An 8,897-nucleotide genomic window follows, 5' to 3' on the forward strand; every position below is an offset into this window, starting at 1 on the left:
ATTCCTAGACCTACATCTAATCCAAGCTAGAGAAGTGCTTGGAAGTGGTTATCCCCTACCAACTCATGCCCTATTCATGACTTCCTGGCAGGTTATCTCTGCCAATCCGCGTCTTCACGAAGTAAGGCGCGGTTCATGAAAGGATCTGGTTAATCGCTTCCGCCGGACCCACTAAAGAAATATAAGGTTCCCCAAAGAAACGCTGTGCCGCCGCTTGTGCCATCTCTGGCGTGACTTTGGCAATCTGCTGCTGAAACTTCAGATCAAACTCAATTCCCAATCCCAGAGTTTCATACCAGCCATAAATTTGGGCAAGTTGAGCATTGGTTTGTTTCCCTAAAGCATATTGACCCAGAAGTTTATTTTTAGCTGCTTGCAATTCCGCTTCACTCAATCTTAAACTGCAAAGGCGTTCTACTTCTGTCCGCAATCCCTCCATCGCGATTACTGTATTTTCTGGGGCGGTTCCCATATACGTCACAAATAGGGAATCACACTGGCGCGTGGGGTAAAACGCCGAAACATCATACGCTAACCCTCGTTTTTCCCGCAATTCCACAAATAAGCGACTCGAAAGTCCATTTCCCAGATAAGTATTCAGTAGTTTTAGCGCCCCATAATCTGGATCAGTAACTGATGAGGCTAAATACCCCAGCATTACCACCGATTGTTGGGTTTCCTGAGGGGTGACGACGTGGCAAGGCTGAGTGGTAATTAAGGGTAACGTCAGCGTTGGTAAAGGAGTTGAGGGGGGTTGCCAATCTCCAAAGACTTGCTCAATCTGCTGTACGGCGGCTTCCGGTGAAATTCGACCGGCGACACTAATCACTAGGTTATCCGGGCGGAAATAGGTTTGATGATAGTCTTTTAAATCTGTCGGTAACAATTCAGAAACCGTGGCTTCTGTACCCAATACAGAGACAGCATAGGGATGATCCTGATATAATGCCTGTCGCAACTGCTCAAAGGCAATGCTAAAGGGTTGTTCTTTTTGGGAACGAATATCCTGAATCGTTAGATAGCGTTCCAATTCTACCTCGGTTTCCGGGAAACTAGGCGATCGCAAAATCTGCCCCGCTAGCTTTAACATATCCAGCCAGTCGGAGGATACCGTTTTCAGAGACAATAAAAAGTAATCCGTTGCGGCATCTGTATTCAGTTGAGCGCCGACTGATTCGACTCGTTCGGCAATTTCAATCGAGGAAAGTTCGTCGGTACCTTTGGTCAAGACAGCCGCTAGGAGATGGGTTAATCCCGCCTTATCTCGTGGTTCTCTTTGGCTACCCGTGCGAAAAAATAGGCGCGAGGCAATAATATCAGCGGCTGAATTCTCGATAGCGATAACGACAATGCCATTATCTAAAACCGTGCGATGGATAATGGACTGTTGGGGTGAGGCAGTTAGACTAGAAGGCATAATTGATAATTCAAAGTTCAAAATTTGGTCGGGGCGGGTTTAGTCGCATCTGGGTAAGGATAAGAAAGGATAGTCATCAAACCAGCCCCTACAGACGCACCATGTAGAGACGCGCCATGGCGCGTCTCTCAAAATAATTCTCCCATCAGCAAATCTTCACTCACGGGTTTAAGAACAGTTACGGCATAATGATAAGGAGAAAGGTAACGTTGTGCTAAGTGCATCAAGTCTACTGGGGTCAGTCGTTGAATTTGAGCGGGATACGTTACAGCTAATTCTGCGGTCGCGATCGTATTGTAATATCCATACAATCCAGCGATCTGACCAGCAGCTTCGGTAGAGAAAACATAGTCATTACACAATAATCGCTGACAGCGACGGATTTCTTCAGAGGATATCGGTGTCTGCTGTAGGTTTAATAGATGCTGGCAAATCAAGGCTTCGACTTGTTCTAAATGCTCAGGATCAAGATAGGCGCTGATGGTAAACAAGCTCGAATCTCGCTGGAGTGAAAAACCACTGCCAATATTTTGAACCAGCCGATCTTCTTCCCGCAATTGTCTCACTAACCGGGATGAGCGTCCATCGGCTAATAATACCGAAAGTAAATCTAAACCATAAGCATCTTTTAACTGATCCACACCGGGTCCAACCCAAGCCATAAATAGACGGGCTTGTTCAATTCGGGGTAAATACAGTTCCTGACGCCTAATCTCAGTCATCGGGGGTTCGGCTTCGGCGATTAAGTGGGGACAATCACTGGGAGTGGCAAACGAGGCAAAAGACTGATTGACTAAATTTAACGCTGACTCTTGTTCAACTCCGCCAATAATCACCACCGTCATATTCTCCGGTTGGTAGTGACTCCCGTGGAAACGGCGCATCTGCTGAGACGTGTGCGCCCTCAATTGTTCTTCGCTACCCAAAACCGAGCGCCTATAGGGGTGATATTGGTATATTATTTCGGAGAGTGCCTGAAAACCTAACCAGTCAGGATTGTCGTAACAGGAGCGAATTTCTTCTAGAACCACATCTCGTTCGCGATCAAATTCGATGTCAGGAATCGCTGGAGATAACAGTAAGTCCGCTAATGGGGGTAAGGTTTCGTCGAGGTATTGAGCGGCGGTGGTAATGAAGAAATGGGCATAATCGTGGCTCGTCGCCGCATTTGTCAGCCCCCCATGACGTTCAATCACCTGATCAAATGCACCGGGAACCAGTCGCTGTGTCCCTTTGAAAATCATGTGTTCCAAAAAATGAGCCATCCCGCACCATTCATCGGGTTCGACAATTGCCCCAGCCCTCACCCAGACATCAACCACAACGACAGGTGTTGCAGGTAAATGCTGGTGAATGACGGTTAACCCATTGGCGAGTTTGAATATATCACCCGGAAATTTGGTAGAAATCAGTGGCTCAGATAGCAATTTCTCTAAAATCTCAAATTTACGTTAAATTAGTCCCATCTTAGCGCTTGAGGGCGTTCATGACGGACTTGGCTTAAAACATACATAATAGAGCAGATTCAGCAAAGTTGTAGGGGCGGGTTTGACTGATAACGCTTGGGATAAAACCGCTAACTTCACTAAACCCGCCCTGCTTAAGGAATCAGAGGAGTAGGCGCATAATGTCTAGAAAAATCGACCAAATTCTGGTTATTGATGTCGAAGCGACGTGTTGGCAAGGAAAACCGCCACCGGGACAAGAAAGCGAAATTATCGAGATTGGCGTTTGTCTGCTGGATTGCCATTCCCATTCCGTTGTTAAGACAGAGAGTATCTTGGTTAAACCAGCACGCTCAACGGTGAGTGAATTCTGTACTGAGCTAACCACATTAACCCAGGAACAAGTGGATCAAGGCATGTCCTTTGCTCAAGCCTGTGAACGTCTCCAAAAACGGTATTTATCCCATCAACGAGTTTGGGCGAGTTATGGGGAGTATGATAAAAATCAATTTCAAAAACAATGTCAATCCTTTGGCGTTGAGTATCCGTTTGATTCGCGACATATCAATGTGAAGACATGGTTTGCGCTGGCTCATTCGTTACAGAAGGAAGTTGGTATGTTAAAAGCCCTGTTTCTGCTTAAGCTATCGTTGCAAGGTACACACCATCGCGGCGTTGATGATGCGGCGAATATTGCCCGAATTTTGTCTCAATTACTGTGGAGTCAGGACAGGAGATTCAACCGCTTCGTGGATTAATATAATAGGGCGTATTGAACAGGATTGCGGTGAGGATAGGGAACAGGGAACAGGGAATAGAGAATGGGAAATGATTGTAGTGGCATAGCACACCTTATTTGATGAATTAGAATGGGAGTCCCGAAACCGTAGGGGCGCATAGACGTGCGCCCTATTCGATGGTAAAATCTATTCGACAATTTTAACTGTGTCAGTCCAGTAGTAGGGAACATTAGCCCTATATTCCGTCGGGTTTCCTTGCGTCAACCCAACCTACAACCCTACATCTATAAAAGTTTACCACTGAGGAATTCCGCCTAATAAAAGTCCGGCGGCACACTTAGTTAACGGTTTAGAAAATAAATACCCTTGTCCTTGTTCACAGTTTAATAGTTTTAATTCAGTCAATTGTTCGAGAGTTTCTACACCTTCAGCAATCACATCCATCCTTAAACTATGAGCGAGAGTAATAATCGTTCGGATAATCTCAGTATTGCGATTTTTCGGATTCATCTTGCTAACAAAAGAACGATCAATTTTGAGAGTGTTCACGGGAAAGCGATGTAAGTAACTTAATGACGAATATCCTGTGCCAAAGTCATCCACTGATAACTGGATATTTCTGGCTCTCAATTGCAGTAGCATCTTGGTGACGGTTTCGGCATTTTCCATTAAGATACTTTCGGTAATTTCTAGCTTCAAAAAACTGCCATTTAAACCAGTCTCTGCTAAAATATGATCAATTTGCTCAATTAGATCCGGCTCCTTAATCTGTTTGCCCGATAAATTGACACTCATTTTCAATGGCTCTGGTGTAGGGAATTGGGTTTGCCACATCCGCAGTTGACGACAAGCTTCATGAAGTACCCACTCTCCCAGAGGAATAATCAGTCCAGTATCTTCAGCAATTGGGATAAACTCTGCTGGAGAGACTAACCCGCGTTCTGGATGTCGCCAACGCACCAGTGCTTCAAATCCGGTTAGTGTCCCTGTGACTAATGAAGTGATCGGTTGATAATAAACTTCAAATTCCTGCCGTTCCAATGCTCGTCGCAAATCATTTTCCAATCTCAACAATTCTAGAGCGCGAGCATGCATAATTTTATCAAAGATTTCATGACGGGCTTTGCCGAGTTCTTTCGCCCGATACATGGCAATATCAGCATCCCGCAAGATATCTTCGCTGCGCTCATATCCTGTAGAACTGAGGGCAATGCCAATACTGGCACTCGTAAACACTTCATGATTATTCAGATTAAAGGGGGCTTTTAAGGTTGTCTGAATCCGCTCAGCTACACGAGTAGCATCTTTTATATCTTTGATATCTTCTAGGAGAATCGTAAATTCATCGCCACTTAAATGGGCAACGGTGTCAGTGTTTCGTACACACTTTTCTAGCTGACGGGCGGTGGCAATTAGGAGTTGGTCACCGACATCATGCCCCAAGCTATCATTCACTACTTTAAAGCGATCCAAATCCAGGAACAGAACCGCAAATAAATAATCCTGATTCCGTTTGGCTAATTTAATTGCATGGTTAACCCGCTCTATAAATAGAGTACGATTCGGTAACCTGGTTAAGTTATCATGTAAAGCATCGTGGCATAACTGTTCTTCTACCTGTTTGCGGTGACTAATATCAGTAACCGAGAAAACAATATGGGTGATAACTCCGTCGGCATCTTTTAAGGGAGCGCCATTCACTGAAAGGTATTTACGGGTTCCATCCGCCCATTCAATTGCGTGCTGGACATCGAAAACGGGTTGACCTGTTACCATCACCTGTTGGAATGGTAGTTGTTCCTCTGGAAAGGGTCCACCTTGAAAATCAGTAATCTGCCAAGTGGGAGAGTTGTATCGACGTTCGACTAATTCGGATTGAGTCAAACCGAGGACTTGCTGCGATCGCGCGTTGGCAAAGATGATGTTACCTTGAGTATCAACGACGGTAATCGCGGCGATACTGGTTTGCATGATGCCCTGGAGTAGGTCATTTTCGGGACAGAGTTGGGCTTCGAGTTGCTTACGTTGGGTGATATCCCTGGCAATCCCATCTATCCTAATCACACTACCCGTCTCATCCGCGATCGCACAGACGCGATTGTGTATCCAGCGCACCTCCCCATCAGGTCGGACAATTCTGTATTCTACGGCTTGATTACCGCTTTCTCCTAAAGTCTGAAACACCTGCTGAACTCGCTGCCGATCATCGGGATGAATCATCAACTCCCATAGAGTTGGCTGATCATACAGTTCAGCAATGGTTCTGCCAAAAACCTTCTCGGCAGCTTGATTAATATACAGTAGCTTATACGTGTGGGCTGACGCTGACCAAACGATGTCGTCTAGAGAATTGAGAATAGCCTGGATTAGCTGGTGCCTTTTTTGCAACTTGGGTTCTACCCCATTGTATCGAGTAATCATTATATCTAATTGTTTGTGCCAATGGGTTTATCGGCGTCCCAAACAACCTTTTTCGAGACAGCCTCTGAATAGCTACATTGATTTGTTAATAATTCAAGAGAGAGCGACTTATCCCTGTATCAGCGAATACCCTGACGCCATTGAGATAACCGTTGCTGTGCCGATTTGTCAAGGGAATGCACTAAAAAACGACCGCGAGGTTGTTTTGACGATCCTTGTCGGCGGCGTACTCTACGACTTGTGTAATGGACGTCGCTAATTAACTGCCCAGATGACATCCATTCTGCTCCATACCCGGTCACTGTTAACCGTTGCGCCCGATCTGAAGTTGCCACAATTAATCGTTGTCTGAATCGCTGAGGCTTACTCCGAAAAGCCGCACAAAATTTTTCGATGTAGCTATCGGCGGTCTGACCAAAATCTGTATAGCAGATTGATACATGGGGGGTTATATCTTCGTGGCGCGTTCCAGTCGGTTGATAGTGAGCGTCAAAGACAACTTTAGTTTTATAGCCCCGAAAGGCACTATAGTTAATTAAAACCTCAACTAATTCCTGCCGCGCTGCCAATAGTCCATGGCGATCGCGTGTCTTAGTCAAACTCGACTCGGTGCCGATGATGTTATAACCATCAACCAGTAAAACAACCTGGGGTGGGGGAGAGGGCATTTTTCAAGGCTAATTTAATATTTTTTGTTAATTTTTCTCAATCTCCTCTTTATATTAATTTATGATGACATTTTTGTCTCACCTAGAAGCCGTTGCTTGAGTAGCTCCGGTTCTCCCTGTGCTACCACCCGACCATTTTCCAGCAAAAATGCTCCGTCGCAGTAATTCAACTCTTCCAACCGATGAGTCACCCAAAGGGCAGTTAACCCGCGACTTTTAACCAGGCGCTGGACTTGAGCCACCAGATCTAACTGAGTATCGGGATCTAGCAAGGCTGTTGGCTCATCCAATAAAAGGATCTCAGACTGACGTGCGATCGCACCTGCAATAGCAATACGCTGCTTTTGTCCCCCACTCAGCGCATAAATCGGGCGTCGTTGTAAATCCAGCAGATTGACAGCGGCTAAGGCTTCGGTGACTCGGGCGCGAACTTGTGCGATCGAAAGTTTCTCCTCAACCAATCCAAACGCCACATCTGCACCAACTGTCGGCATAACCAGCTGATGGTCAGGATTTTGGAAGACAAATCCCATGAGTCCCGAAATCTGTATCTCACCCGAATCCGGTGACAATAATCCAGCCAGCAACCGCAACAATGTTGATTTACCACTGCCATTTGTCCCCAAGAGCATCCAAAATTCACCCTTGGGAACTTCTAGAGAGCAAGCGTCTAAAACCGATGCTCCACTAGACCAACTGAAGCATAGATCCTGTACCGTAATTGCGGTTTGAACCATGACGTTGGCGATGTGTTAACTACTGTTGTTCTTCAGCTAAAGCAAAGAAACCGGGTGTACGCCCTGCCCCCACAGCACCAGATTTCTGAGAAATCATCACCGCACTGATCTCATTGGTGAGAACGCCAATTTTCTTATCGGACTGGTGTTCACACGTCAGTTCCATGAACTCAGGTTTACCCGAACTCATTGCTTTCATAATTTCCTGGTAAGTTTCTTCCGCCGCTTCTGCTGACTTCCGTTGCACGGATAAGGGGAAGGGCGTGTTTTTCAAAGTCAAGTCAATCGTGAACATGCTACTCTCAAGCGCGATACTCTCCCTCTTATCTTAGACGGGAGTTGGCACAGATGAGGGAGCTGGGGGTGCGCAGGGGTGGAGGAGCAGAGGGAGCAGAGGGAGCAGAGGGAGCTGGGGGAGCTGAGGAAGTTAACTCAAAACTCTACCTTACCTATTGCCTATTGCCTATTGCCTATTGCCTATTGCCTGTTCCCTGTTCCCTGTTCCCTGTTCCCTGACAAATGACGAATAGACGAATAACAGTGGCAAAATTTGAAAATTTCTTTTAAGATAAGTTCAAGACCGTAAAGAAAAGTAAACTTTACTCACAATCGGGTCAATTATCTGCTTAGGCACAGCTTGAGTCGGTTGACCGAGTAAGAGGGCTTTTCTTTCGTACTCATAAATTCTTGGAGATCTACACGTTATGACCATAGCTGTCGGACGCGCTCCCAGCCAAAGAGGATGGTTTGACGCACTCGATGACTGGCTAAAGCGCGATCGCTTTGTATTCATCGGTTGGTCAGGTCTACTCCTGCTCCCCTGCGCCTACTTGGCGGTTGGAGCTTGGCTAACCGGTACAACCTTTGTGACATCTTGGTATACCCACGGTTTAGCCTCTTCCTGCTTGGAAGGCTGTAACTTCCTAACTGTGGCGGTTTCCACTCCCGCCGATACCTTCGGTCATTCCCTACTACTACTGTGGGGACCTGAAGCCCAAGGCGACTTCACCCGTTGGTGTCAAATTGGTGGACTTTGGACATTTACCGCCCTGCACGGTGCATTTGGCTTAATTGGCTTCATGCTGCGGCAATTTGAAATTTCCCGCGTCGTGGGTATTCGCCCCTACAACGCCATTGCCTTCAGTGGACCGATCGCGGTATTTGTCAGCGTATTCTTGATGTATCCCTTGGGGCAATCCTCTTGGTTCTTTGCTCCTAGCTTCGGCGTCGCCGGTATCTTCCGCTTCTTGCTGTTCTTCCAAGGGTTCCACAACTGGACACTGAACCCCTTCCACATGATGGGAGTGGCAGGTATCTTAGGTGGAGCACTGCTGTGTGCCATTCACGGTGCAACGGTAGAAAACACCTTGTTTGAAGACGGTGAAGGGTCAAACACCTTCCGGGCGTTTAACCCCACCCAAGCCGAAGAAACCTACTCGATGGTGACGGCGAACCGTTTCTGGTCTCAG

The 8,897-nt window shown here is 46.5% G+C and carries 9 protein-coding genes; 3 read left to right on the top strand and 6 right to left on the bottom strand.

Features of this window, described 5'->3' with window-relative positions; translation table 11 throughout:
* Positions 1-133: 133 nt before the first annotated feature.
* Positions 134-1,417: a M16 family metallopeptidase gene (locus RIC07_RS09270; RefSeq protein WP_446394260.1), complete on the bottom strand. Its 1,284-nt coding sequence runs from the start codon at positions 1,415-1,417 to the stop codon at positions 134-136.
* A 128-nt stretch (positions 1,418-1,545) separates the two neighbouring features.
* A complete protein-coding gene (locus tag RIC07_RS09275) occupies positions 1,546-2,844 on the bottom strand; it encodes a M16 family metallopeptidase (RefSeq protein ID WP_446394261.1) in 1,299 nt (432 codons plus the stop codon).
* 200 nt (positions 2,845-3,044) lie between these two features.
* Between RIC07_RS09275 and RIC07_RS09280 the strand changes: the two genes are divergently transcribed.
* A complete protein-coding gene (locus RIC07_RS09280; protein ID WP_446394262.1) occupies positions 3,045-3,620 on the top strand; it encodes an exonuclease domain-containing protein in 576 nt (191 codons plus the stop codon).
* A 276-nt stretch (positions 3,621-3,896) separates the two neighbouring features.
* Here the strand turns inward: RIC07_RS09280 and RIC07_RS09285 are convergent, their stop codons facing one another.
* The 4 genes from RIC07_RS09285 to RIC07_RS09300 all read right to left on the bottom strand — a co-directional run bounded on the left by RIC07_RS09285 (position 3,897) and on the right by RIC07_RS09300 (position 7,723).
* Positions 3,897-6,023: a putative bifunctional diguanylate cyclase/phosphodiesterase gene (locus RIC07_RS09285; protein ID WP_446394263.1), complete on the bottom strand. Its 2,127-nt coding sequence runs from the start codon at positions 6,021-6,023 to the stop codon at positions 3,897-3,899.
* A gap of 119 nt (positions 6,024-6,142) precedes the next feature.
* Positions 6,143-6,691 carry an NYN domain-containing protein gene (locus tag RIC07_RS09290; protein WP_446394264.1) on the bottom strand — a complete coding sequence of 183 codons (549 nt, stop codon included), beginning with the start codon at positions 6,689-6,691 and terminating at the stop codon, positions 6,143-6,145.
* Between the two features lie 59 nt (positions 6,692-6,750).
* Positions 6,751-7,428: an energy-coupling factor ABC transporter ATP-binding protein gene (locus tag RIC07_RS09295; RefSeq protein ID WP_446381881.1), complete on the bottom strand. Its 678-nt coding sequence runs from the start codon at positions 7,426-7,428 to the stop codon at positions 6,751-6,753.
* Positions 7,429-7,447: 19 nt separating this feature from the next.
* Positions 7,448-7,723 (bottom strand): hypothetical protein, encoded by a 276-nt coding sequence (locus tag RIC07_RS09300; protein ID WP_006106524.1) that lies wholly within the window; start codon positions 7,721-7,723, stop codon positions 7,448-7,450.
* 68 nt (positions 7,724-7,791) lie between these two features.
* Here RIC07_RS09300 and RIC07_RS09305 point away from each other — a divergent pair, with 68 nt between their 5' ends.
* The gene (locus RIC07_RS09305; RefSeq protein WP_446394265.1) at positions 7,792-7,944 is read left to right on the top strand and encodes a hypothetical protein; all 153 of its coding nucleotides are present in this window, start codon (positions 7,792-7,794) and stop codon (positions 7,942-7,944) included.
* Positions 7,945-8,132: 188 nt separating this feature from the next.
* The coding region (locus RIC07_RS09310; RefSeq protein ID WP_446394266.1) for a photosystem II D2 protein (photosystem q(a) protein) at positions 8,133-8,897 on the top strand (765 nt) is incomplete at its 3' end.

The sequence above is a fragment of the Coleofasciculus sp. E1-EBD-02 genome (assembly GCF_040218245.1).
In the GTDB taxonomy this organism is placed as follows: domain Bacteria; phylum Cyanobacteriota; class Cyanobacteriia; order Cyanobacteriales; family Coleofasciculaceae; genus Coleofasciculus.